This is a genomic window from Arthrobacter sp. NPDC056691, assembly GCF_042791415.1.
In the GTDB taxonomy this organism is placed as follows: domain Bacteria; phylum Actinomycetota; class Actinomycetes; order Actinomycetales; family Micrococcaceae; genus Arthrobacter.
Genome location: NZ_JBHTXX010000035.1, coordinates 39,824 through 60,547 on the forward strand (window position 1 = coordinate 39,824; position 20,724 = coordinate 60,547).

Consider the following 20,724-nt stretch of genomic DNA (forward strand, 5'->3'; position numbering starts at 1 on the left):
TGTAAGGCACCGGGCCCGGGGAGGGCTCCGCCGTTCCCGGTGCCAGCCGGTTGTCGCGCGGCAGACGAGTGTCCGGCAAGAAAAATTCTCGCCAGTCAACCCTGGAAAAACCCTAGGCGTGCCGCATCGGCGGCGGTACCCCGGCGTACGTTCGGGAAGGCCCTTTCCGCCGGGCCCGGAATGCATGGGGGACGTTCCGGGCCCGGCGACCGGGCCAGCCATCTTGCCCTGACGGCTGGCCTGTTCTGCGTAAGCCAAATCTGTCTCGCCTGCCTTGGAGAAAGCTGGGAGTAGCTTGGGGACCTCAACAGTCAGCGTCGTTAGGCCAGCCGGTTTTCGACGGCGGCGCCGGCCCGGTCGCAGGAAAGTCACCCCGGCGACACGTTGCAGAAACCCGGGTCCTGTTTACTGGGACTTGACCGGTCGGGCGCTGAAAGGAGCTGCTCGTGAGTGCCATGTACAGGGAGATCCGCGCGTGTTCGGAGCTGTCCCCGGGCGAACGGGTCGAGGCGTGGCGGGACGGAACGCTGATTCACCGGGGCAAGGTCCTGGCCGTGGTTCCGGCCTTGGAGCTGTTTTGGATCGATGATGCCCGGACCGGCACGCGCCAGCTGCTCGATCTTGACCAGCTGCGCATCCTGCAATGCCCGCTTCACGCCGTAGCTTAGGTGCCGGCCCCGGAACCCTCAGGTGCGAATTCACGGCGGAGCCGGGTCTTCGCACCCTTCTCCACCAGAGTGGGGATAAATGTTCTGATGCGTCCGGAATCGAGCGCCTCATACTCCTCGGACACTATCCCTGCGATCAGCCCACGGTCGGCATCCGGGAAGCGCCCGGCAAGCCGTTCCACCACCTGATCGATGGTGGACTCTTTCTCTTCATCGCTGCCGCTCATCGCCTAAGTTTCGGCTACGCGCGCGGAACCGTCAACGGAAAGATGGCAAGTCCCTGCCCCTACCCACCCCACACGGAGAACGAACCGGAGTGCCCGGTGATCACGCTCTGGTAGATGACGAAGAGGCCGGCGAGCACGCCCAGGGTCAGCGCCACGATGCGGGCGGGACGGGACCGCTGGAGTGCGGCCAGCGCCGGAATGCGCCCGGCCAGCGGCGTGAAGGTTGCCGCGAGCATCAGCAGCACCAGGAAGAAAAAGACGACGGCGGTCACCTTCAGGATGTCGCCCTGCCGGGCATGGGCCGCGATGGCGTCCGTGGCACCCCGGGTTGACTGCAGCTGCTCACCGACGGCAGCCGTGATCAGCGCCAGCGGTGCAAGGATCAGCGCAAGCGCGCCCAGCGGCCAGGCGAGGTACCGGCGGGTCGGCCGTGCCAGGCCGTAAACCACGGCGCCAAGGCCGGCGAGCGGCCCGAAGACGACGACGCCGTGGACCAGGAGAATGTGGGCCGGAAGGCCGCCGATCAGTAACACAGGAAGCTCCTTGCAGGTCAGAGGGGCGAAGGCACCTTGAATCTAACACCGGGGGAGCCGGCGACCTATGGGGTGGGGCTAGCCTGGGTACCTGCCTGATCGCCGGACTGAGGGCCAGCCTCATTGACGGACGGATTGCCGGGCCGGCGCCGGGCCGCAACAGACCGGATGCCCAGCCCGGCCATAGCGATGGCCAGGGCCAGCAGGACGGTGGGAAGCGCGCCGCCGTCGGGTCCAAGGGTTGCGGCCAGGATCTGCCGGCTCATCAGCAGCATCTCCTGCAGGTCGCCGGCCAGCGCGCGTGTCCCGAGGACGTAGTTGACGGAGATAAACAGGGCCGGGACCACCCACAGCAGGGCGAGGTCGGCCAGCCACACAACGGCCCGCCGCGCAGGGCGGAGGCCGCACCACGCCAGGGCGCAGCCCACAAGGATCGCCGGGACCCAGCGCGCCACTGAAGGCACCAAAACGGGGATGTTGGTCTGGCCAACGGAACCGACCACCCACTCCATCGCCCACGAAGTGAGCGGCACCGCCATCAGGCCGGCGCCCAGAGCAACCAGGGCCCTTCGCCTCGAAGCAAGGAGCACGAACGCCACGAGGCTCGCGGCGATGCACGCGATGACGCCGCCCAGCAGCCCGGCGAAATAGATGCCTGCCATCGTCCCGTCCGTCAGGCCGCCGTCGAGCACGGTGAATGACTGGACGGCCGCCGTGAACTGGACCGCAAGAACGCCGGCCGCCGCGCACCACGTCACCAGCCGCCGTCGGGCGGGGTTCCAAATGCGCACGGCAAGTCCGGCCGCCGCGCCGCCCGTGGTGAGGAGCACCACCAGTGCCGTGAGTTCGTACTGGCTCAGCGGCAGCAGCGAGACCGGCATCTGTTCCGGCAGGACCTCGATGCCCCACAGGTTCTGCAGCGGCAGCTGCAGCCCGGTGATCAGCCAGGGTCCCAGGCCCAGCAGTCCCGCCAGGATTCCGAGCAGCCAGCCCAGCGCGGCGTCGCGGCCGGGAGCAGGGCCCGCCGGTTCAAGGGGGCGTGTCGCTTGATCGGGCAGGCTCATGGTTGCTCCTTGGGACACGCGCACGGAAATGGCATCGAAGCACAAATAGTACACCGAATGGACTAACCCGGGTGGAGCGCGAACGCACAGTTAAGCCCCGGTTCCTCGTTGAAGTGGGGCTTAACTGTTCGTTCGCGCGGGTGGGGGAAGGAAAATATTCACAAGTCGCGGGACTTTTTAGGAATTTCCCGCGGGGCTCGGACGTTCCTTGGATAACGCCACAGGCGTACCGCGCCAGGGGCGCAAGGGAGAGGACGAGGCGATGAAACACATCGGCCACTTTGGACCCCGAAACTCCGCTGCGGACGCGACGGCCCCACACCCCTGGAGCCGGTATGTGGCAATCGGAGATTCATTTACCGAGGGCGTCGGCGACCCCGAGGAACGCTGCGCCGGAGGGCTCCGGGGCTGGGCGGACCGGGTGGCTGAGGAGCTCAGCGCGGAGCGGAAAGACTTCGCCTACGCCAACCTGGCCATTCGCGGCCTGCTCCTGGACCAGATTCTTGATCAGCAGACGGAGCCGGCACTGGAGCTGAAACCGGACCTGATCACGCTGTCGGCCGGCGGGAATGACATGGTGTTCCACCGCACCGATCCGGACAAGCTGGCGGCCAGGCTGGAGGCCGGGGTAGAACGGCTGAGGGGCACTGGCGCCACGATCATGCTGTTCGCCGGGCCGGACTGGCGGCACACGCCGTTCCTGGGACGGAGCCGTTCCAGGGTGGCCATCTTCAACGAGAACATCCGGATCGTCGCCGCCGCACACGACTGCCTGCTGGTGGACCTGTGGACCCTGCGGCAGCTCCGGGATCCGCGGATGTGGGACCCGGACCGGCTGCACTTTTCGCCGCTGGGCCACCACACCATCGCCATGCAGGTGCTGGACACCCTTCAGGTGCAGCACTCGCTCCAGCCGCTGGTGCCCAAGGCCCTACCGGACAGCACTTGGCGCGACGCCAGGGCCGGGGACCTGGCCTGGGCACGGAACTACTTCCTGCCGTGGGCGTGGCAGCGGATTGCCTTGCAGCGCCTTGCCCTGCCGGGCGCCCACGAGCACCCGGCGCCCCAACCTCCGCTGCCGAAGCGGCCGGTGTTCGCACCCGTTTACGCGGTGCGGACGGTGGCGGCCAAAGTGGCCGCGGAGTTCCTGGCATAGGCCCGTGGCCGGGCCGCGTTGAGAAGGTGAGCAGTCCGACGGCGGGTGGGCGCCCGCCGTCGAACGCGTCCAGCGTCGAACACGTCCGCCGTCGAACGCGTCCAACGTCGAACGCGTCCGACGGCGGTTGGCCGGCAGGCGGATGGCTGCCAGTTTGGGTCGGGTCGGTTCAGGCCGGGTCAGGGGGCGGGTGCGAAGTCGATCCGGCCGAACTCGCTTCCGGTGGTGGCACGGATCCAGTCGATGACCTCCTGCCGGTCGGTGCGGTAGGAGAAGTTCGTCCCCTTGCAGTACCGGTTGTGGTTGAACGACGTGATGCCGGTGATGATGTTGGACTCGGCGGTGCCGTAGAACAGCGGTCCGCCGGAGTCGGCTGTGCAGGTGCCGCCCAGTCCGTTGCCGTTGCCGTTGGTCTGGACGTTGTAGCCGTCGGTGCTGGCGCTGTTGAGGTTGGTCAGCTTGGACTGGGCCATCAGCCGTTCCCGGAACGAGGTCTCGCCTGCTGCGGGGCCGGCCGCGGAAATCCCGAAGCCGCTGGAGGTGAAGGTGGTTTCCTGCTGCCCGCGTCTGGTGGCCAGTGCGTCCAGGGTCCCGGCGGCAGCGAGGCGGCCGTATTCGCTGAGCACGATGGGCTGGTCCAGGATCACCAGGCCGGCGTCCTTGGTCTCGGGGACCGCGTCCATACTGGTGTAGCCGTAGTTGTACATCTTGTGCGAGGTGGCGCACTGGGTTCCGAGGGTTCCCTCCGCGCAGGCGCCCGGGTAGCCGGTGTCCGGATCCGTCCCGGTTTCCGGGCTCCAGTCCACGCCGGCATCCTGCTGGAAGTAGACCCGGGCCGAGGAAACACCGGCGGTGCAGTGCCCGGCGGTCAGGAAGACCGTCGGCGTCAGCAGGGATCCTGAGCACCTATGGTGGAATCCGCCGTCGGGACCGTAGAAGACAATAAGCCCCACGAACGGGTGCTCGGTGTCCTTGACGTAGTCGCCGGTGATTGCGCCGGCCGGCACCGCCGTGGTCACGGCCAGCACTGCGGCAACGGCCGCAACGGCCAGCGCACCGCTGCCGGCGCGCCATTTCTTCAAAGCGCGCAGTTTCTTCAAAAAGTGCATACAAGCCCCAGCTTCCGGTTGCACGGGCGGCCGGCAACGCACGTCGGAGTACGCGGCAGGCGCCAAAGTGTGTCCGCCCGAATGTGGCGGTGACTCAAGATACCACCCGAAAACAGGCTGTTTTTTCTTGACTGATTCTTGACCGTTTGCCGCATGGAGTCCTGAGTTTGCCCCTGCATTGTTCTTTTCAGAAGGAAATCCACCCGCAAGATTTGAAGGGTCTCACCATGAAGAACAGCGCACTGATCAAGGGAACCGCCGCCATCGCAGTTGGCGCCGCGCTGCTGCTGGGCGGCGGCGGCACCCTGGCCTCCTGGAACGCCTCCGCTTCCGCCACCCCCGGCACCATCGTCTCCGGCGACCTGAACGTAGCCGCAGCGGCAGGCGTGTGGAAGGACCGGAATAACGCCACCATCGATATCGCCAGCTACAAGGTTGTGCCCGGGGACAAGCTGACCTACACCCAGGTCCTGAGCGTCACCCTGACCGGCGACAAGATGGCGGCCAACATCACCACGTCCGGCACCGGCGCTGCGGATGGCTTCACCACCGGGAACGTCACCGTCACCGGGCCCGCCCTGACGGTGGGCGGCGTGGCTGTCAGCAACCCGCTGAAGACCACGCAGACGGTCACGGCCACCATCACCTTCGAGTTCCTGTCCACCACCACGGGCCGCTCCGACGTGGCCAAGGCCTACAACTTCGGCAACGTCGCCTTCAACCTGAACCAGATCACCCAGTCGGGTCTGTCCTAGCCAGCTTCCGGCCGCCGCTCAGGGCGGCCGGAAGCTCTGAGAACGACGGCGGCCGGTTACCTTTTGTCCCCAAGGTGACCGGCCGCCGTCGTCCGTCCCCAAACGTCAGGAGTTTTTGTCCAGATAATGGGGGTTAAACGCCCCGGAAGTCGCGACAAATGGACAAAAACTCCAGGCCGGCCTGTTCGAGCCTGCTTCTTGCTGCACGTCCTGACCTTCTTTGGTTGCCGGTAGTCCGCGGCTCGAAAGCACGACGGCGGCGCCTTGGCCACCGCCGAAGCCGCGGCCGGTCAGGGGCAGGCAATCTTGTTGTTCGAGTCGGACAGTGTGAGGACGAGCTGGGCTGATGCCGTGGTCCCGTCACCGTAGGCGGCCGTCACCTTGAAGGTCAGGGCTCCGGCCGGGCTGTCCTTGATGATCTGGGAGTTGATGTCCAGGCTGATGCTGGACCCGGGTGCACCGGCGTTGACTGTTCCCCAGGTATACGTTTTGGGGATGGAGCCGTTGCTCTGGAGCGCCCCGTAGGTAACGGCCGCGCTTTGGGGCAGCTGCAGTGTCAGCGTCGCGATCTTCTGGCTCGCGTTGTTGGCGCACGTCAGCGCGGTCACGGCCGGGCCGGGCCAGACTGATGCAGCAGAGACTGTCATGGTGGCCGTGGCGGACTGCTGCCACAGGGCGTGCGCGGCCGCGCCGCCGGCACCCAGCGTTACCGTCAGTCCGAATGCGATCATCGCAGTCCTGGCTCCCGGTACCCGGTCCACACGGCTCATTCTGCTCCTCGGTTGGCTGCGACGATTTCGCCTCCCATTGTTCTCCCTCCAGCTCAGGACTGCCGGCGGGTAAGCCACAGGATTGGCACAGGATCAGACGAGGTCCAGGGAAGCTAACGAGGTGACGCGCATTGGTTGAATTCTTGAGTAACTCTTGACGGTCTTCAGCATGGATCCCTGAGCCGGCCACGGCATTGTTCATTTCAGAAGGAAATCCACTCAGCATTCACCCGAAGGGTCTCATCATGAAGAACAGCGCACTGATCAAGGGAACCGCCGCCATCGCCGTTGGCGCGGCACTGCTGCTGGGCGGCGGCGGCACCCTGGCGTCCTGGAACGCATCCCAGACCGCCACCCCCGGCACCATCGTCGCCGGCGACCTGAACGTCGCGGCAGATACGGGCGTCTGGACGGACCGGCTGGGCAACCCGGTCACCATCTCCAACTACAGGGTTGTCCCCGGCGACAAGCTCACCTACAGCCAGGTCCTGAACGTCACCCTGACAGGCAACAAGATGGCCGCCGACATCACCGCAACAGGCACCGGCGCGGACAACGGCTTCAACGCCGCAAACGTCATCGTCTCCGCCCCGGTCCTGACGGCGGGTACCTCTACGACGGTTGTTAGCAATCCGCTGAAGACGTCCGGAACGGTCACCGCGACCATCACGTTCGAATTCAAGTCCGGCACCGCGAACCGTTCAGACGTGACCAAGTCCTACGACTTCGGCAACGTCGCCTTCGACCTGAACCAGGTCACCCAGACCGGCCTGTCCTAGGCTTAACGGAGCAAGAACCTGATCGCGGCCATCCGGTGCGGCCGGCCAGTCCGGCCGGCGGATGGCCGCCCACAGGCTTTAAACCGGGGACAGCCAGTTCCCGGCCGGACAAACAGTGAGGCGGCAGGAGGGGTGATGCGCATTCCGCGGGCTTTGCAGGCGGCGGCGCTGACCGCCGCCGCGGTGCTGCTGGGCCTGCTGGTGGTCCAGGGCAGCTATGCGCTGTGGAACGCCACCGCCCCGGCGGCGCCCGGAACCGTCAACGCCGCATCCTTCGACGTGACCATCACCGGCGCACCGTCAACCCAGAGCATGACAATGACGACGCCGGCAGGGCAGCAGGCGTCCCTGGCGCTGACCACGCAGACCAACGGGTTGTCCGCGCTGACCCCGGGGTCTGCCGCGTACGCCAGCGTCACCGCGGCCAACAATTCCGACGCCGGCGGCCCGTTCAGCATCAGCCTCACCGCCGGGATACCCCAGAAGGTCAACGCCGGGTCCGGCACCCTGGCCGATTATCTGACGGTCAGGGTCAAGAACGCCTCCCTTCCCGCCGACTGCACCTCCGCCGCCGGATATCAGGTGCCGGCCGGTGCCGGAATCACCTCGGGACCCGTGGCCAAGACCCGAACCACCGTGATGTGTTTTGAGGTGACGCTCTCGGCGTCCGCCCCGACGAGTGTGAAGGGGCAGTCCGTGACCATCACAGTTCCCCTCACCGCTTCCCAGCTCTGAGCCGGCCCCGCGGACTGGCCAGCCCCGCCCGAGCAGCCAGGACTGGGCAGCCCGGACTGGGCAGCCCGGGGACGGCGTCTTGATACGCTTCCGTTCATGGGCAATCCGGATCGCGGGGGAGTACCCGGAGGACAGGGCCAGCCGGCAGGGGAAGCGGCCACCCCGGACAGCGCGGGCCCGGAAGGGACAGCGCCGTCGCGTGGGAAACGCGCGTGGTCGGCGGCGGGACGGCTGGCCAGCATCGTTGTGCTGACGGTCATGGTGTTTGCCGCCCTGGTGCTCATCATCGTTCCGCGGGTTACGGGCTCCCACACCTACACGGTCCTGACCAACTCGATGGCGCCGAAGTACCCGCCGGGCACGTTCCTGGTGGCCAGGCCCGCAGCGTACAGCGAACTGACCTACGGTGACATCGTCACCTTCCAGCTGGAGTCCGGCAAGCCGGCTGTGGAGACGCACAGGATCGTCGGGTTCGGCTCCGCCCAGACCGGCGAAAAGACCCTGATCACCAAGGGCGACAACAACGACGTCGACGATCCCAACCCCGTCCGGGAAGTGCAGGTGCAGGGCAAACTTCTCTACGCCGTGCCCTACGCAGGCTTCCTCGCCAACGCCGTGGGCAACAGCGACCGTGGCCTCTGGCTGAGCGTCGGCGCCGTCGTCCTCATCGGCTACGGGATCGTCCTCATCCTGAAAACCGTCCGCGGCCTCCGCCGAGGCACAAAAGCGGCCCCATAAACCAAGTCACTGCGCCGGCGTGCATTCCTTGGGCTCTTGGGCGAACTGGAACCAGTCGGGAAGATCCGCGGTGTAGGCCTTGGCGATCGCAGGGGTCCCGGCGGATCGCCAGTCAACCACGGCCTTGACCTCCACCTCGTTCTTGTTCCATTCGAACCAGTTGATCATCTTCAGCTGCGGGTAGTCCTTCGGGATCCGCGCGTCGAAGAGTTGCCGCCACCAGGCCTGCTTGATGGCCAGTTCCTTGGCACCGCCGCGGCTTGGAACACTGAGTGCGGCGGTCTCCGGGATCGCCACCGGCTTGCCCCGGCGCTTGCCGTACTCGCCGTAGAAGTCGGGGACGGCGAGGTCGTTTCCGCCTGCGCCGTTGTAGGTGCCGGTCAGCTGCTGCAGGAATTTGCCGGGCTCGGGCACCACGTTGGCGCCCCAGGGGTAGGTGTTGCCCCAGTGGTAGAGCGACATGCCCACCCAGTCCACGGCGTCGTCGCCCGGGTAATAGGGCGCGTAGGGGTCGTCCGCCCCGGTCACTTCACCGTTTTTGTCGGTGTCCAGCGCCGTGTAGGCAGCGGTGCCGGCGACCGCCTGGTGCGCCCCGCCCGTGAACGGGTAGCCGCCGCCGTAGTTCGGCGCCCACATCGTGGCGCTGCCGGGCGCGAGCCGGTGGATCGAGCCGGCAACCCGCCGGAACGCGGCCTTGTACTCCGCCGGCTGCTGGCCCCATTCGTACCAGGAACCGTTCATCTCATGAGCGAACCTGACGATCACCGGAACGCCGGCTTTGTTGAACCGGTCCAGCGTGCCGGCCAGCTTGTCCGTCGCCGCCTGCGTCACGGCGGCGAGGCCCTTCCGCGGCTCCAGTGTCAGCAGCAGGATGCCACCGTCGCCCCGCACCTGCCCGTAGGCCGCCTCGAGGTTCGCTTCGTCGGCGGCCGTGAACGGGAACTGCGTGAAGCTGACCACCACGGCGGGCCTGCGGCCCAGCCCGCCGGCGTACTGCTGCAGCGTCTCGTGCTCCCAGTCCAGGTTCACCCCGGACAGAATGCCCGACGCCGGCGCCAGCTTGGCTCCGGACGTCACCTCGCACGCGGCCACAGTCGGCGACGGAGCCTTCTGGGTTTCCGGCGCAGGGGAGCACCCTGCCAGCACCAGGCCCGCTGCCACCGCTATTGTTGTCCGTCCCCAGCTGAAGTTCACGGAAACCAATCTATGCCACATTCGACACAACTGAAGTGGGCCATGACAGAGCCTGTCAATGCCGCCGGCGACGCGGTTGTTGCTCGCCCAGGGGCGATCTTGTGCCGAGGGTGGCCTTGTTCTGCTGTGCCGCGGCTCTTAACGTTTTAGGGTATGAGCACCGGAGATCAGTCGGACGACTTTGAGCAGCTGCATGCCCTGATCACCAATAGTGAGGACATCAAAGGGTTCCTGGACGGGATGACAGGTTTCGCGGCCGCAATGATGTCGCGTTCCACGGGCGACCGGATCGAGTGCGCCGTGACCCTGCACCGGCGGAAGCGCAGCGCGTCGATCGCGGGCAGCAGCGACGAGGCAGTGGTGCTGGACGAAATCGAACAGCGCCTGGGCCAGGGGCCCTGCGAGGAAGCGCTTGAGACCGGGGCCCCGGTGCTCCTCGGTGATGTCGCCACGGATCGACGCTGGCCGCAGTACCGCGAGACCCTCGAGGCGGCGGGGTGCCGCAGCGCGCTGGGCATTCCGCTCAAGCTGGGGCCGGACGCCGCCGGGGTTCTGAACTTTTTCGCCCCGGCCACCGGTCTGTTCACCGAGGACGCCATCGCAAACGCCCAGGTTTTCGCCGTCATGGCCGGGCAGGCGCTCCATCTGGCGCTGCGGATAGCCGCCGCCGACCAGCTGGCCGAGAACCTCCGGGCAGCCATGGAAGGCCGGACCGCGATCGATCTGGCCTGCGGGATCATCATGGCCCAGAACCGCTGCTCCCATGACGAAGCCTTTGAGATCCTTCGGCGCGGCTCCAGCACACGGAACCAGAAGCTGCGCGCCCTCGCGGAGGAGATAGTCGGGGGGTTCTCCGGCGCGCCGGCGGCGGCCACCCACTTCGAGGACTGAAGGCGTCGGTTACGCCCTGGCCGGGTCAGGAATACGTTCGACGGCGGGAGGCTGGCCGACGTCGGCGGTGCCATGATTCAGTGTCGGTAGATTTCCCGGCGGTGACCGACGGCTACGACTAGAACGATTAGTTGCGCATCCCGGATTTCGTAGATGATCCGGTAATCGCCGGTCCGGACTCGCCAGTCGTTGCGACTGCCAGGGAGCTTCTTAGCACCCGGCGGTCGCGGCGTTTCAGCCAGCAACTCGATGGCCGCTGGACCGTCGCTGCCGTGGCGCTGGAGAACCGGGCGCGCTGATCGAGGGACAGGCGAAGTGACCGGGCCGAAATGGCCGGTCCCTGCCCTATCCCCGGGCCCCCGCAGGCCATAAGCTCCGAGCATGTCATCAGTCATCGTTTGCAGCGGCCCCCACGACGGCCACGTTTCGCCCATGCTCGGAGTCGCCCGCCACCTGATTGACCGCGGTCACCGGGTGCGGTTCCTGACCGGTCCCGCCTACCAGGACGCGGTGAAGGCCGTCGGGGCCGAGTTCCTTCCGCTGGGTCCCGGCGCGGAGTACGGTACAGAGCCCAGCGCGGCCACCGGCGTGCAGGCGATCCGCGAGGGCATCCGCGGCCTGGTGATCGAGCCGGCCCGCGGCCAGTACCTTCCGCTCGAGGCGGCGATCGCCGCCGAGCACACGGACGCCGTTCTGGCGGAGGTCACCTTCATGGGTGCAGCCACCCTGTCCAGGCTGCCGCGCCACCAGCGCCCCGCCGTCATCGCCTGCGGAATCCTGCCGCTGACACTGTCCAGCCCGGACTGCGCCCCCTATGGCTCGGGCCTGGCACCCGGCAAGGGAAAGGCAGCCCGCCTGCGGAACCGCGTGCTGAACTGGATGGTTTCCGACGTCGTGCTGAAGGACAGCCAGCAGCAGGTGGACGCCCTCACCCGCGAACTCGTGGGCGTGGGGCTGGACGGGCTGTTCATCCTCGACTGGGCCCGCCGCGCGGAACTCATCGCCCAGTTCACCGTGCAGGAGTTCGAGTACCCGCGCTCGGACGCGCCGGACAACCTCCGCTTCTTCGGGCCGATGTCCCGGCACGCCGCCTCGGCTTCGGTGACCCCGAAACCGGACTGGTGGGAGCTGGACGGCTCCCGCCCGGTGGTCTACGTGACGCAGGGGACCGTATCCAACGAGGACTTCACCGCCCTGGTGGGCCCCACGCTCGAAGGGCTCGCGGACGAGGACGTCACCGTCGTCGTCAGCACCGGCCGCCGCCCGCTGTCCGCCCTGCCGCCGCTCCCGGCCAACGCCCGCGCCGCCGAGTTCCTGCCGGACGCGGAACTCCTGCCGAAGGTGGCCGTCTACATCACCAACGGCGGCTACGGCGGCCTCCATTACGCGATGGAAAACGGCGTCCCCATCGTGGTTGCGGGGGACACCGAGGACAAACCGGAGGGGGCCGCCCGGGTGGCCTGGGCCGGCGTCGGAATCAATCTCAAAACGGGACGGCCCAAGCCGGCGGCCATCCGCCACGCCGTGCGAAAGGTGCTGGCCGACGGCCGGTACCGGGCCGGCAGCCAGCGGATCGGGGCCGCGATCGCCGCTTCCCCGGGTGTTGACGGGCTCCTCGACGAGATGGAAGCGATGCTGCGGAAGGTGTGAACGGCATGGACAGTGCAGGGGACGGCAGCAATACGCTGAAGCACCTCCAGCATCCCCGCTTCGCCCGCGCCTACGCCCGCGCCGTCGGGCGGATGAACCGCCGTGGCGCCACAGAACACCGCCGCCGCATGCTGGCCGGCCTGCACGGGACGGTCATCGAGATTGGCGCGGGGGACGGATCGGCCTTTGCGCTCTACCCGGTGGCAGTCACCCACGTCCTGGCCCTCGAGCCCGATGACTACCTCAGAAGCCTTGCCCTGCACCGCGCCGCCACGTCCGGCGTGCCGGTGACGGTGAGGCCCGCCGCGGCCGAGCGCATCCCGGCCGACGACGGCAGTGCGGATGCCGTCGTCGCCAGCCTCGTGCTGTGCAGCGTCGCCGACCAGGCTGCCGCCCTTGCGGAAATCCGGCGCGTCCTGCGCCCCGGCGGAACCCTGGCCTACTACGAGCACGTCCGTTCCGAGCGCCCTGTCCTGGCCGCCGTCGAAGACCTACTCACACCGGTGTGGCAGCGCATGGCCGGAGGATGCCACCCCAACCGGGACACGCTCGGCGCCATCACCGCGGCCGGATTCACCATCCAGGACAACCAGCGGTTCGGCTTCGCCGTCCAGTCGGTGACGCCGCCGGTAGCCCACATCCTGGGCCACGCCACCAGCCCGGTACCGCCCGGGGATTGACGACGGCGGCGCCCGTGGGTCAGGCACCGCCGCCGCGCCGTCCGTCACTTGTCAGGCGTCAGCGCCAGGAGTGAAGTAGTTGTGCGCTTCGTGATAGGTAATTTTCGGCTGCTCCGGTATCCCGGCCTCTGCGCTGTACGGACCGATCTGGTCCCGCGCGAAGGCCTCGTACTTCTCGCGGGATTGCCAGAGGTCCGTGACGAGCAGCCCATCGTCCGTTGCCGCCACCCAGTGCCCAAGGGCGCCGGCGGGACCAGGGCCGCCCTTGGTCAGGTTCATTTTTTCGATGACCTGGTCGTATTGCGCCAGCGTGGCGCCCTTGAATTCCATAATGACCGCGACTGCCATCTCTGCTCCTCACACCTCGTTGTGCAACGGCCCGCATCTGGACCGATACGGCTGGTTTTACGCGCAGGAGGTAGCCCCGTCAAGGAGCAGTAAGAAGGGGTCAGGCCAGGTTTTCCTTCAGGAGCGCACGGTGTTCGACGGCGGCGGCCTGGTGGAGCTTCCGGCCCGCCTCGGTGAGCTCCAGATAGAGCGAACGGCGGTCGTGCGCACAGGACTGTCGGGTCAGCAGCCCGGCCTTCTCCAGCCGGTCCACCACCTTGGAGACGGCGCTCTGGCTCATGGGGGTGCGCTCGCCGAGTTCCTTCATCAGGCACGCTGCCTTGCTGTCCTCTGCCACGAGGTCCAGGATCTCGAACTCGTTCAGGCCGATGCTGAACTCGGCCTCAAGGGCGCGGTCAAGGGCGCACGATGTGCGGAAGTACGCGTCCTGGATGCTGCGCCATTGCTCAACCAGCAGGCGGTCCGTCGTCGAAGCCATGGACTGATTTTAGCCGAGACACGAACTAAAGTCCACGTCATAATATTCCGCGTCATATTCCTTGTCATTGAATGACGCGTCATATAGATTTTTGAACATGACATCACCCACCACCCTCGAACGAACTGCCGGACCCCTCGCCACGGCCGTCCGCTGGACCCGTGCCCAGTGGCTCCTGCTGATGGTTGTCTGCACCGTCCTGGCCCTGGATGGGCTGGATGTGTCCATGGTGGGCGTGGCCCTGCCGTCCATCGGGCACGAACTGAACCTCGGCACGGACGCCCTGCAGTGGATCGTCTCCGCCTACGTCCTCGGCTACGGCAGCCTGCTGCTTCTGGGCGGCCGGCTCGCGGACCTCCTGGGCCGCCGCCGCATCTTCCTCATCGCCCTCTCCGTCTTCGCGGCCGCCTCCCTGCTGGGCGGACTCGTGGATGACCCCGCCATCCTCATCGCCACACGGTTCGTGAAGGGCCTCGCGGCCGCGTTCACCGCGCCCACGGGCTTCTCCATCATCACCACCAACTTCGCTGAGGGCCGCGAGCGCAACAAGGCCCTCTCCATCTTCACCACGTTCGGGGCCAGCGGCTTCTCCCTGGGGCTCGTCGTCGGCGGCCTCATGACCAGCCTTAGCTGGCGCTGGACGTTCCTGGTGTCCGTGCCGATCGCCATCCTGGTGGTCATCCTGGGCAACCGCTTCATCCCGCGGGATACGCCCGACGCCAAGGACAGCGGCCACGACATCTGGGGCGCTGTCACGCTCGCGCTGGGGATGCTGGGACTGGTGTACACGCTGGTGTCCGCACCGGAACGGGGCTGGGGATCTGTGGCAACAATCGCCGGATTCATCATCTCTGCCGCGGTGCTGGCGGCCTTCGCTGTCATCGAGAACAAGGTCAGGCACCCGCTCATCCGCTTCGGCATCCTGCGCGAGGGCTGGGTGGCGCGGGCGAACCTCAGTGCGGTGGGGCTGTTTGGCTCCTACCTCAGCTTCCAGTTCATCGTGACGCTGTTCCTGCAGTCCGCCCTGGGGTGGAGCCCGCTGGCGATGGCACTCGCACTGCTGCCCACCGGACTGATTGTCGCCACCAGCGCGCCGTTCGCCGACCGCCTGATCAACGCGTTCGGTGCCACCCGGCTGATCCTGGCCGGGCTGGCCGCCATGGGGCTCGGCTACGTCCTGTTCCTCCGGGTGGGCACCACACCCAACTACGCCCTGGACATCCTGCCCTCGATCATCCTGCTGGGCATCGGCTTTGCCCTGGCGTTCCCGTCCATCAACGTCCAGGCCACCGCGGGCATCAGGGACTCCGAGCAGGGCCTGGCAGCCGGACTCATCCAGACCAGCACGCAGGTGGGGGCCGCCCTGGTCCTGGCGGTCACCACCGCCATGGTCAGCGGAGGGCATTCCGACGGCGGCGCTGTCCCCAGTGCCGCCGCCATGCTTGAGCAGTACCGGCCGGGCCTGATGCTGAGTGCCGCCGTCGCCATCGCCGCGCTGCTGGTTGCGGCTGCGCCGGCACGACGGCGGACGGTCGCCTTGGCGGCGTAGCCGCCAGTCAGGCTCCGCCAGCCACACGCCCCGAGGGCAACGAAGGCTCCCGTCCGGCTCGCCGCCGGGCGGGAGCCTTCCGTCGAACCATTCCGGACAACCGCGCCATCCCGGACAACTTGGAGCGATCTCATGACCGGATCCAAGGGTGCTTCCAGTTTCCCGCGGTACGACTGGAACATGCAGGGCAAGAACATTGACGACTCGGCTCCGGGCCGCAACTGGTGGCCGTATATCAAGTACGGCTCGGTCATCCTCCTGGCCGCTTTTGCGGTGTGGATCCTCGTTGTGGGTCTTTCCGGATAGTTCCGGCCTGCCGGTTCCGGGATTATCATCCCTGCATGAAGGCGAAGCTGTTCGTGTACCTCACACAGGGCCAGGAATGGAGCGCAGGAACATACCGGCCCGGAGCCAGTTGGTGACGCATCCGGCGAACGGGCCCCAGCAGCCATAAACTTTGGGGGCTTTTGGGGCAGTGTTTCTCAGCCGGCGTCGGCAGGGCCCGCCGCTGATGGCGTTGGCGGGTTGGCTGGTGCTGGTTTGGCCGTGTTGCTGTTGGCGCTCCAGCTGGCGAGAAAGTTCAGTTGGTCCTGGGCGTGGCTGCCGGCGTCGGCGGTGTAGGCGATCAGGGTGAGCCCTTCGCCGGGGAGATCGAGGGCGTCGCCGGTCAGTTCGATGTCGCCCACCAGCGGGTTGTGCATGGTTTTGCGGGCTGTGCGGTGGAAGCGGACGTTGTGCCGTGCCCAGCGTGTGGAGAACTCGGTGCTGCCGGCGGCGAGGTCGCCGATGAGGTTGTTCAGGTTCCGGTCGCGCGGGCTCCGGCCCGATTCGGTGCGCATGGCCGCGGCGAAGTCGTCGGCGAGGGTCTCCCACTCCACGAAGAAGTCGCGGGAACGCGGGTCCAGGAACATGAACCGGGCAAGGTTCATGGGCAGTGTGGCTGGGCTGAGGATGTCCGTGTAGAGGGCGAAGCAGAGGCTGTTCGCCGCCACGACGTCCATGCGGGCGTTGCGGACGTAGGCGGGCGTCCCGGTCATCCCCGCCAGCAGCCTTTCGATGCTGGGACGCACCTCGGACCGTGCCCGACGGACACCGGATGCCGGGGCGGGCGCGGCGGCTTTGGCCAGATCGTACAGGTGGGCGCGTTCGGCCTCATCGAGCTGCAGCGCGCGGGAGAGGGAGTCCAGAACGGATTCGGACACTCCCCGGAGGTTTCCCCGTTCCAGTCGGGCGTAGTACTCGGTGCTGACTCCGGTGAGCATGGCCACTTCTTCGCGCTTGAGCCCGGCCACCCTCCTGGTTCCTCCGTAGACGGGCAGCCCCGCCTGGGCCGGCGTGATGCGCTGCCGCCGGCTCATGAGGAACTCTCGAACGTCGCTCGTGTTGTCCATGGGGTCTACGCTACGGCGGGCCGGGCCGGTCTAACAGGAACTGCCAGTACACCTCACAGCAGACACTCCCGCGCTCATGAAAGTACTGGTTTTCTTGAAAGAGATCCCGTTCCCTCCGTGGAACTTCCTGTGTCGAAAGGACTCCATGTCCGTGTCTACCGTCAGCCGCCCGGCAGTTGCGGCCCGCCCGAGGGCCTCCCTGGCAGTGGCCATGCTGGGGTTCTTCGTTGTCGCTTTGGATGCCCAGATCGTCAACGTTGCGCTGCCGGGAATCCGGAACGACCTGGGTGGCGGCCTGTCCGGGCTGCAGTGGGTGGTCACCGGCTACACGCTGATGTTTTCCGCCCTCCAGCTGTTTGCGGGCACGTTTTCGGATCGTGTCGGCGCCCGCCGGGCCTACGGCCTGGGCATGATCGTGTTCGTCGTTGCCTCCGCTGCATGCGCCTTCAGCCCCGCCCTCCCGGCACTTGTGAGCGGCCGCATCCTGCAGGGCATCGGAGCGGCGATCATCACCCCGGCTTCCCTGGCCCTGATCCGGGAGGCCTATCACGACGCCGCCGCCCGCGGCCGGGCCATTGTGTATTGGGGGTTGGGTGGTTCCGTCGCTGCCGCCGCGGGGCCGGTGGTTGGCGGTCTGCTCACCCAGATCGACTGGCGGCTTATTTTCTTCGTCAATGTGCCCGTCGGAGCGGCAGCCCTTGCGGTCCTGTCCCGGGTAACCCCGTCGCCCCGGCGGCCGGCTCCCTTCGACTGGGCCGGGCAGATCAGCGCCGTCGCCGCACTCGCAAGCCTGACCTACGGCATCATCGAGGGCGCCGAGGCAGGTTACGGGGCCCCGGGAATTCTGCTGGTGTTTGCCGTCGGCGCCGTGTCGGCCGCCGCGTTCATCATGCTCCAGGCCAGAGGCCGGCACCCGATGATCCCGCTAGACCTGTTTCGCTCACGTGCCGTGTCCACAACCCTGGTCATTGCCGTGGTCACCATGGCGGCCTTCTACGGCGTCGTGTTCGTTCAAAGCCTCTACTTCCAGCAGGTACGCGGCTCCTCTGCCTTGGAAACCGGGCTCCTGTTCTTGCCGATGACGGCCCTGGTGGCACTTCTCAACCCCTTGGTTGCCCGTCTCATGGCCCGGTATGGGCACGCGGCCATGATCGCCACGGGCCAGGTGGTCATGGCCACCGGACTCGCCGGACTGTGCCTGCTGCCGCCGGATGCCCCGGTCCTGCTCGTCGCCGCGCTCATGGTTCCGGTCGGCGTCGGGGGTTCCTTCACCGTCCCGTCAATCATCGCCGTGGTGCTGGACCACGTCCCTGCCGAACGGGCCGGTACGGCCAGCGGAGTGGTCAACACCGCCCGGCAGGCCGGCGGCTCGCTCGGTGTGGCCATCTTCGGGGCGGTACTGGCCAGCGGTGAATTCATGGCGGGCTTGCGCACCAGCCTCGGCGCCACCGCGGCCGTGCTCATCATCCTGGTGTTGGCGTCGCTGACCCTGCGCCGGCGGCGCCAACGGGAAATCTGACAAATCGCACCTCACGTCAAACCAAGGAGCAAAGCATGCATCTTGCAGTTCCCGGGCCCACATCCAAGGGCCCGGCCGAAAAATTCACCGGCGACGTCTACCTCAACGCCCTGCACGGCGCCGAACACCCCTCACGGCTGGCATCCGCCATGGTCCGGTTTACTCCCGGAGCCCGCACACACTGGCACTCGCACCCCGTGGGCCAGACCCTGCACTGCACCGACGGCACCGGACTCGTGGCAAACCGTGACGGCGAGGTCATCCTCATGCGTGCCGGAGACACCGTGTACACCCCGGCCGGGGAGGAGCACTGGCACGGCGCGACGGGGGACAGCCTGATGTGCCACCTGGCGCTGGTGGAACACGACGCCGGACAAACCGCCACGTGGTTCGAACCCGTCACCGAGGACGACTACCGCGCCGCCCAGGCCACAACACACCCTGAAACCTTCAATGAACAACACTAAGGAAACCCCCATGAAGAACGTCACCCTCAACAACGGCGTCGAAATGCCCATCCTGGGCTTTGGTGTCTTCCAGATCCCCGAAGAGGATACCCAGGCTGCGGTCGAAGCAGCGCTGGCCGCCGGATACCGGCACCTGGACACCGCCGCCTCCTACGGCAACGAGGAAGCCGTCGGGGCGGCCATCAAGGCCAGTGGCATCACCCGCGAGGAGCTGTTCATCACCACCAAGCTCTGGATCCAGCACGCACCCACGGGCAGCGTCTACGAGGACAGCAAGCTCTCGTTCCAGAATTCCCTGAACCGGCTCGGGCTGGACTACCTGGACCTCTACCTGATCCACCAGCCGCTCGGGGACTACTACAGCGAATGGCGCGCCATGCAGGACCTGAACAAGGAAGGCCTGGCCCGGGCGATTGGTGTCTCGAACTTCCATCCTGACCGGCTGGTGGACCTCATCGAGCACAACGAGATCGTCCCCGCCGTGAACCAGATCGAGACCCACCCGTTCCACCAGCGCGCCGCCGACCAGGAGCTGATGCGCGAACGCGGCGTCCAGATCGAGTCCTGGGGGCCGTTCGCCGAAGGCAAGAACAACCTCTTCACCGATCCTGTCCTCAGCGCCATCGGTGCCGCGCACGGCAAGTCCGTGGCGCAGGTGGTGCTGCGCTGGCTCATCCAGCGCGGCGTCGTCGTCATCCCCAAATCGGTCCGGCCGGAGCGCATGGCCCAGAACCTCGACGTGTTCGGCTTCGACCTTACCGATGAGCAGATGACCCAAATCAGCGCCCTGGACACCGGGGCCAGCCTCTTCTTCGACCACCGCGACCCCGCCATGGTCGGCTGGCTGGGCGGGCGCCGGTACAGCTAAGTACGGACGCCCTTGAGTACCAATCTATTGGGCATCAGCCGGCGGTCCGCCCTTCGCGGGGCGGCCGCCGGCCTGACCGGAGCGCTGCTGGCCGCAGGAACAGCAGGCTGCACACCAGGAGGAGACAGCACTGTGGCTTCAACGCAGCCATCGCGGCCGCCAGCCGGTTCGCGGGAGAGCAGCGGGCGCGTCCTGTTGGCCTACTTCTCCCGGGCCGGTGAGAACTATTACTACGGCGGCCGCACCAACCTCGACGCCGGCAACACCGAAGTGCTCGCTGGCATGATCAGCACGCGGGTCACCTGCGACGTGCACCGCATCGAGGCGGCAGAGCCCTACCCGGACGGCTATGACGCCACCGTGGCACGCAACGTCCGCGAACAGAATCAGGACGCCCGGCCTGCAATCGCCAACCCGCTGCCCGCCATCGACCACTACCACGCCGTCATCCTGGCCAGCGGCATCTGGAACGTCAGGGCACCGATGATCATGGCCACCTTCGCCGAAAGCTACGACTTCACCGGCATAACCATCTATCCCGTCACCACCCACGCCATGAGCGGGCTCGGCACCACCGTCCGCGACTACGAGGCGTCCTGTCCGGGCGCCACCATCGCGGAAGGCCTCTCGGTCAAAGGCGAGGAAGTGCGCCAGGCCGGAGCGGACATTGACTCATGGCTGCAACGTACGGGACTCCTCCGCGCCGGATAAAGCGGTGCCCGGATAAACGGGCCGCATGCCAAAGCCATCAAACATCACACATCCCCGAAAGGACCTCACATGAGCGCTTCACACCAGACCAGGGCCCAGCAACTCATCGGCGACTTCGCCCCAAAACTCGTCGACCTCACGGACGGCGTGCTCTTCGGCGACATCTGGGAGCGGGAGGAACTCTCCGCCCGGGACCGCAGCCTCGTCACCGTCGCCAGCCTGATCACCGGCGGCAGCACCGAACAGCTCCGCGGGCACCTCGCCCGGGCCCGGGCCAACGGACTGACCGAGACAGAACTCAAAGAGGCCATCATCCATCTGGCGTTCTACGCCGGATGGCCCAAGGCGATGTCGGCCATCACCGTCGCCAAGGACGTCTTCGCCGCAGCCGAACAGCCCTAGCTCCGCAACGGCAAGGATGGGACCGTCACGCCATGAGGATTC

Annotated in this window: 26 protein-coding genes; 16 read left to right on the forward strand and 10 right to left on the reverse strand. The window is 67.0% G+C overall.

From position 1 onward, the window contains the following. The first annotated feature begins 455 nt into the window (after positions 1 to 455). Positions 456 to 668, forward strand: coding sequence for a hypothetical protein (locus ACFRAU_RS21735; RefSeq protein ID WP_378001465.1), 213 nt, complete (start codon positions 456 to 458; stop codon positions 666 to 668). Here the strand turns inward: ACFRAU_RS21735 and ACFRAU_RS21740 are convergent. The 3 genes from ACFRAU_RS21740 to ACFRAU_RS21750 all read right to left on the reverse strand — a co-directional run bounded on the left by ACFRAU_RS21740 (position 665) and on the right by ACFRAU_RS21750 (position 2,492). Beyond that, a complete protein-coding gene (locus ACFRAU_RS21740) occupies positions 665 to 895 on the reverse strand; it encodes a three-helix bundle dimerization domain-containing protein (protein ID WP_377997993.1) in 231 nt (76 codons plus the stop codon). The two genes, ACFRAU_RS21735 and ACFRAU_RS21740, sit on opposite strands and share 4 nt — an antisense overlap. A 59-nt stretch (positions 896 to 954) precedes the next feature. Next, positions 955 to 1,428 (reverse strand): hypothetical protein, encoded by a 474-nt coding sequence (locus tag ACFRAU_RS21745; RefSeq protein ID WP_378001438.1) that lies wholly within the window; start codon positions 1,426 to 1,428, stop codon positions 955 to 957. A gap of 65 nt (positions 1,429 to 1,493) precedes the next feature. Next, positions 1,494 to 2,492, reverse strand: a complete 999-nt coding sequence (locus ACFRAU_RS21750; RefSeq protein ID WP_378001439.1) for a hypothetical protein — start codon at positions 2,490 to 2,492, stop codon at positions 1,494 to 1,496. Between the two features lie 343 nt (positions 2,493 to 2,835). Here ACFRAU_RS21750 and ACFRAU_RS21755 point away from each other — a divergent pair, with 343 nt between their 5' ends. Then, a complete protein-coding gene (locus tag ACFRAU_RS21755) occupies positions 2,836 to 3,648 on the forward strand; it encodes an SGNH/GDSL hydrolase family protein (RefSeq protein WP_378001466.1) in 813 nt (270 codons plus the stop codon). 179 nt (positions 3,649 to 3,827) lie between these two features. Here ACFRAU_RS21755 and ACFRAU_RS21760 read toward each other — a convergent pair whose 3' ends face one another. Continuing rightward, the gene (locus ACFRAU_RS21760) at positions 3,828 to 4,730 is read right to left on the reverse strand and encodes a trypsin-like serine protease (protein WP_378001440.1); all 903 of its coding nucleotides are present in this window, start codon (positions 4,728 to 4,730) and stop codon (positions 3,828 to 3,830) included. A gap of 254 nt (positions 4,731 to 4,984) precedes the next feature. Here ACFRAU_RS21760 and ACFRAU_RS21765 point away from each other — a divergent pair, with 254 nt between their 5' ends. Beyond that, the gene (locus ACFRAU_RS21765) at positions 4,985 to 5,512 is read left to right on the forward strand and encodes an alternate-type signal peptide domain-containing protein (protein WP_378001441.1); all 528 of its coding nucleotides are present in this window, start codon (positions 4,985 to 4,987) and stop codon (positions 5,510 to 5,512) included. A 290-nt stretch (positions 5,513 to 5,802) separates the two neighbouring features. Here ACFRAU_RS21765 and ACFRAU_RS21770 read toward each other — a convergent pair whose 3' ends face one another. Further along, positions 5,803 to 6,282: a hypothetical protein gene (locus ACFRAU_RS21770; RefSeq protein ID WP_378001442.1), complete on the reverse strand. Its 480-nt coding sequence runs from the start codon at positions 6,280 to 6,282 to the stop codon at positions 5,803 to 5,805. A 245-nt stretch (positions 6,283 to 6,527) separates the two neighbouring features. Between ACFRAU_RS21770 and ACFRAU_RS21775 the strand changes: the two genes are divergently transcribed. The 3 genes from ACFRAU_RS21775 to ACFRAU_RS21785 all read left to right on the forward strand — a co-directional run bounded on the left by ACFRAU_RS21775 (position 6,528) and on the right by ACFRAU_RS21785 (position 8,534). Continuing rightward, the gene (locus ACFRAU_RS21775; protein WP_378001443.1) at positions 6,528 to 7,061 is read left to right on the forward strand and encodes an alternate-type signal peptide domain-containing protein; all 534 of its coding nucleotides are present in this window, start codon (positions 6,528 to 6,530) and stop codon (positions 7,059 to 7,061) included. A 135-nt stretch (positions 7,062 to 7,196) separates the two neighbouring features. Continuing rightward, a complete protein-coding gene (locus ACFRAU_RS21780) occupies positions 7,197 to 7,796 on the forward strand; it encodes a hypothetical protein (protein WP_378001444.1) in 600 nt (199 codons plus the stop codon). A gap of 96 nt (positions 7,797 to 7,892) precedes the next feature. Further along, the gene (locus ACFRAU_RS21785; RefSeq protein WP_378001445.1) at positions 7,893 to 8,534 is read left to right on the forward strand and encodes a signal peptidase I; all 642 of its coding nucleotides are present in this window, start codon (positions 7,893 to 7,895) and stop codon (positions 8,532 to 8,534) included. A 6-nt stretch (positions 8,535 to 8,540) separates the two neighbouring features. On the opposite strand, the gene ACFRAU_RS21790 is transcribed toward ACFRAU_RS21785, so the two are convergent. Continuing rightward, positions 8,541 to 9,728 carry a glycoside hydrolase family 26 protein gene (locus ACFRAU_RS21790; RefSeq protein ID WP_378001446.1) on the reverse strand — a complete coding sequence of 396 codons (1,188 nt, stop codon included), beginning with the start codon at positions 9,726 to 9,728 and terminating at the stop codon, positions 8,541 to 8,543. 153 nt (positions 9,729 to 9,881) lie between these two features. Between ACFRAU_RS21790 and ACFRAU_RS21795 the strand changes: the two genes are divergently transcribed. Beyond that, the gene (locus tag ACFRAU_RS21795) at positions 9,882 to 10,619 is read left to right on the forward strand and encodes a GAF and ANTAR domain-containing protein (RefSeq protein ID WP_378001447.1); all 738 of its coding nucleotides are present in this window, start codon (positions 9,882 to 9,884) and stop codon (positions 10,617 to 10,619) included. A 77-nt stretch (positions 10,620 to 10,696) separates the two neighbouring features. On the opposite strand, the gene ACFRAU_RS21800 is transcribed toward ACFRAU_RS21795, so the two are convergent. Then, positions 10,697 to 10,870, reverse strand: a complete 174-nt coding sequence (locus ACFRAU_RS21800) for a type II toxin-antitoxin system RelE/ParE family toxin (RefSeq protein ID WP_378001467.1) — start codon at positions 10,868 to 10,870, stop codon at positions 10,697 to 10,699. A 130-nt stretch (positions 10,871 to 11,000) separates the two neighbouring features. On the opposite strand from ACFRAU_RS21800, the gene ACFRAU_RS21805 reads away from it, so the two are divergent. Together ACFRAU_RS21805 and ACFRAU_RS21810 are read left to right on the forward strand one after the other, a co-directional pair. Beyond that, positions 11,001 to 12,269, forward strand: coding sequence for a glycosyltransferase (locus ACFRAU_RS21805; protein WP_378001448.1), 1,269 nt, complete (start codon positions 11,001 to 11,003; stop codon positions 12,267 to 12,269). 5 nt (positions 12,270 to 12,274) lie between these two features. Continuing rightward, positions 12,275 to 12,949: a class I SAM-dependent methyltransferase gene (locus ACFRAU_RS21810; RefSeq protein WP_378001449.1), complete on the forward strand. Its 675-nt coding sequence runs from the start codon at positions 12,275 to 12,277 to the stop codon at positions 12,947 to 12,949. A 51-nt stretch (positions 12,950 to 13,000) separates the two neighbouring features. On the opposite strand, the gene ACFRAU_RS21815 is transcribed toward ACFRAU_RS21810, so the two are convergent. Both ACFRAU_RS21815 and ACFRAU_RS21820 read right to left on the reverse strand, forming a co-directional pair. Then, positions 13,001 to 13,297 (reverse strand): hypothetical protein, encoded by a 297-nt coding sequence (locus ACFRAU_RS21815; RefSeq protein WP_378001450.1) that lies wholly within the window; start codon positions 13,295 to 13,297, stop codon positions 13,001 to 13,003. Between the two features lie 100 nt (positions 13,298 to 13,397). Continuing rightward, a complete protein-coding gene (locus tag ACFRAU_RS21820; protein ID WP_377993459.1) occupies positions 13,398 to 13,775 on the reverse strand; it encodes a MarR family winged helix-turn-helix transcriptional regulator in 378 nt (125 codons plus the stop codon). Between the two features lie 97 nt (positions 13,776 to 13,872). On the opposite strand from ACFRAU_RS21820, the gene ACFRAU_RS21825 reads away from it, so the two are divergent. After that, positions 13,873 to 15,324: an MFS transporter gene (locus ACFRAU_RS21825; RefSeq protein ID WP_378001451.1), complete on the forward strand. Its 1,452-nt coding sequence runs from the start codon at positions 13,873 to 13,875 to the stop codon at positions 15,322 to 15,324. Between the two features lie 132 nt (positions 15,325 to 15,456). Then, on the forward strand, positions 15,457 to 15,630 hold the full coding sequence (locus tag ACFRAU_RS21830) for a hypothetical protein (RefSeq protein ID WP_377993461.1): 174 nt from the start codon (positions 15,457 to 15,459) through the stop codon (positions 15,628 to 15,630). 176 nt (positions 15,631 to 15,806) lie between these two features. Here ACFRAU_RS21830 and ACFRAU_RS21835 read toward each other — a convergent pair whose 3' ends face one another. Continuing rightward, complete coding sequence (locus ACFRAU_RS21835; RefSeq protein ID WP_378001452.1) at positions 15,807 to 16,715, reverse strand: helix-turn-helix transcriptional regulator; 909 nt, start codon at positions 16,713 to 16,715, stop codon at positions 15,807 to 15,809. A 145-nt stretch (positions 16,716 to 16,860) separates the two neighbouring features. Between ACFRAU_RS21835 and ACFRAU_RS21840 the strand changes: the two genes are divergently transcribed. The 5 genes from ACFRAU_RS21840 to ACFRAU_RS21860 all read left to right on the forward strand — a co-directional run bounded on the left by ACFRAU_RS21840 (position 16,861) and on the right by ACFRAU_RS21860 (position 20,682). Continuing rightward, entirely contained in the window at positions 16,861 to 18,234 is a 1,374-nt protein-coding gene (locus ACFRAU_RS21840) for an MFS transporter (RefSeq protein ID WP_378001453.1), read from the forward strand. 35 nt (positions 18,235 to 18,269) lie between these two features. Beyond that, positions 18,270 to 18,701 (forward strand): cupin domain-containing protein, encoded by a 432-nt coding sequence (locus ACFRAU_RS21845; protein WP_378001454.1) that lies wholly within the window; start codon positions 18,270 to 18,272, stop codon positions 18,699 to 18,701. Between the two features lie 10 nt (positions 18,702 to 18,711). Beyond that, positions 18,712 to 19,569: an aldo/keto reductase gene (locus tag ACFRAU_RS21850; protein WP_378001455.1), complete on the forward strand. Its 858-nt coding sequence runs from the start codon at positions 18,712 to 18,714 to the stop codon at positions 19,567 to 19,569. A gap of 132 nt (positions 19,570 to 19,701) precedes the next feature. Then, entirely contained in the window at positions 19,702 to 20,280 is a 579-nt protein-coding gene (locus tag ACFRAU_RS21855; protein WP_378001456.1) for a flavodoxin, read from the forward strand. Between the two features lie 69 nt (positions 20,281 to 20,349). Continuing rightward, a complete protein-coding gene (locus ACFRAU_RS21860; RefSeq protein WP_378001457.1) occupies positions 20,350 to 20,682 on the forward strand; it encodes a carboxymuconolactone decarboxylase family protein in 333 nt (110 codons plus the stop codon). Positions 20,683 to 20,724: the final 42 nt, after the last annotated feature.

Coding starts and splice junctions, on each gene's coding strand:
- ACFRAU_RS21735 (WP_378001465.1), top strand. CDS start 456: ATGTACAGGGAGATCCGCGCGTGTTCGGAGCTGTCCCCGGGCGAACGG.
- ACFRAU_RS21740 (WP_377997993.1), bottom strand. CDS start 895: ATGAGCGGCAGCGATGAAGAGAAAGAGTCCACCATCGATCAGGTGGTG.
- ACFRAU_RS21750 (WP_378001439.1), bottom strand. CDS start 2,492: ATGAGCCTGCCCGATCAAGCGACACGCCCCCTTGAACCGGCGGGCCCT.
- ACFRAU_RS21765 (WP_378001441.1), top strand. CDS start 4,985: ATGAAGAACAGCGCACTGATCAAGGGAACCGCCGCCATCGCAGTTGGC.
- ACFRAU_RS21770 (WP_378001442.1), bottom strand. CDS start 6,282: ATGAGCCGTGTGGACCGGGTACCGGGAGCCAGGACTGCGATGATCGCA.
- ACFRAU_RS21775 (WP_378001443.1), top strand. CDS start 6,528: ATGAAGAACAGCGCACTGATCAAGGGAACCGCCGCCATCGCCGTTGGC.
- ACFRAU_RS21780 (WP_378001444.1), top strand. CDS start 7,197: ATGCGCATTCCGCGGGCTTTGCAGGCGGCGGCGCTGACCGCCGCCGCG.
- ACFRAU_RS21785 (WP_378001445.1), top strand. CDS start 7,893: ATGGGCAATCCGGATCGCGGGGGAGTACCCGGAGGACAGGGCCAGCCG.
- ACFRAU_RS21795 (WP_378001447.1), top strand. CDS start 9,882: ATGAGCACCGGAGATCAGTCGGACGACTTTGAGCAGCTGCATGCCCTG.
- ACFRAU_RS21805 (WP_378001448.1), top strand. CDS start 11,001: ATGTCATCAGTCATCGTTTGCAGCGGCCCCCACGACGGCCACGTTTCG.
- ACFRAU_RS21810 (WP_378001449.1), top strand. CDS start 12,275: ATGGACAGTGCAGGGGACGGCAGCAATACGCTGAAGCACCTCCAGCAT.
- ACFRAU_RS21815 (WP_378001450.1), bottom strand. CDS start 13,297: ATGGCAGTCGCGGTCATTATGGAATTCAAGGGCGCCACGCTGGCGCAA.
- ACFRAU_RS21820 (WP_377993459.1), bottom strand. CDS start 13,775: ATGGCTTCGACGACGGACCGCCTGCTGGTTGAGCAATGGCGCAGCATC.
- ACFRAU_RS21825 (WP_378001451.1), top strand. CDS start 13,873: ATGACATCACCCACCACCCTCGAACGAACTGCCGGACCCCTCGCCACG.
- ACFRAU_RS21830 (WP_377993461.1), top strand. CDS start 15,457: ATGACCGGATCCAAGGGTGCTTCCAGTTTCCCGCGGTACGACTGGAAC.
- ACFRAU_RS21835 (WP_378001452.1), bottom strand. CDS start 16,715: ATGGACAACACGAGCGACGTTCGAGAGTTCCTCATGAGCCGGCGGCAG.
- ACFRAU_RS21840 (WP_378001453.1), top strand. CDS start 16,861: ATGTCCGTGTCTACCGTCAGCCGCCCGGCAGTTGCGGCCCGCCCGAGG.
- ACFRAU_RS21845 (WP_378001454.1), top strand. CDS start 18,270: ATGCATCTTGCAGTTCCCGGGCCCACATCCAAGGGCCCGGCCGAAAAA.
- ACFRAU_RS21850 (WP_378001455.1), top strand. CDS start 18,712: ATGAAGAACGTCACCCTCAACAACGGCGTCGAAATGCCCATCCTGGGC.
- ACFRAU_RS21860 (WP_378001457.1), top strand. CDS start 20,350: ATGAGCGCTTCACACCAGACCAGGGCCCAGCAACTCATCGGCGACTTC.